Here is a 743-nt window from a genome sequence, read left to right on the forward strand (position 1 = left end):
GGTCAGTGCTGCTGCTAACTGTGCCATTGGCCTATATTTTCCTATCGTTAGGTTATCCCCCTTACACCGTTATCGTTGTTTCCATTTTTATGGAGGTAGTTTCTTGTGGAATGAGGCTCGCTTTTCTCAAGCTCAAAGCCGGGTTATCCATTATGAAATATATATTGTTTGTAATCAACAAAGCGCTTCAAGTACTAATACCAACGATAGCCGTATTGTTTTCATTAACGATAAGTTTCGAGCAAAGTATTTTAAGGTTTATTTCTACCACTTTGGTTTCATTCGGGATGATTAGCTTTTTAACGTATTGGCTGGTGTTAGGTGTAGAAGAAAAGAAAATGATAAGACTAAAGGTATAAGAGCATGACAGCGAAAAAGTTGGTGATGGTTGGCTATACACATGACACAAACCTTGGTGATCAAGTGATAGCAGATAGTGCAGAATATCTTATAAAGAAGAATATTATAGATAATGAATTCTCTGTTGAAAGGTTTAACCTAAATTATTCAAACGAATTTAATAGTTTTAAAAAATCAAAAAGAAAAGTAATAAATAAAATTTTAAGCAGACTATCTTCTAGCTCATCGTTTGATTATAAAGTTGGCTGTTATAAACGAGATTACAAAAATAAATTTAATGATGCGTCTGCAATTGTATTTGCCGGCGGAGGAATGATTAAGTTTAAGTACCAAGATTGTTGGGCGCATATTTCTGCTTTAGTTGACACGGTTGCGAATAAGCC

Annotated in this window: 1 protein-coding gene and 1 pseudogene; both read left to right on the forward strand. The window is 34.6% G+C overall.

The genetic code is table 11. The annotated features are described in order from the left end of the window. Positions 1 to 359: pseudogene (locus tag R8O11_RS27250) on the forward strand (hypothetical protein); the annotation flags it as partial. Positions 360 to 363: 4 nt separating this feature from the next. Further along, the coding region (locus R8O11_RS27255; RefSeq protein WP_318194882.1) for a polysaccharide pyruvyl transferase family protein at positions 364 to 743 on the forward strand (380 nt) is incomplete at its 3' end.

It is taken from the genome of Vibrio sp. 1288 (assembly GCF_033344475.1).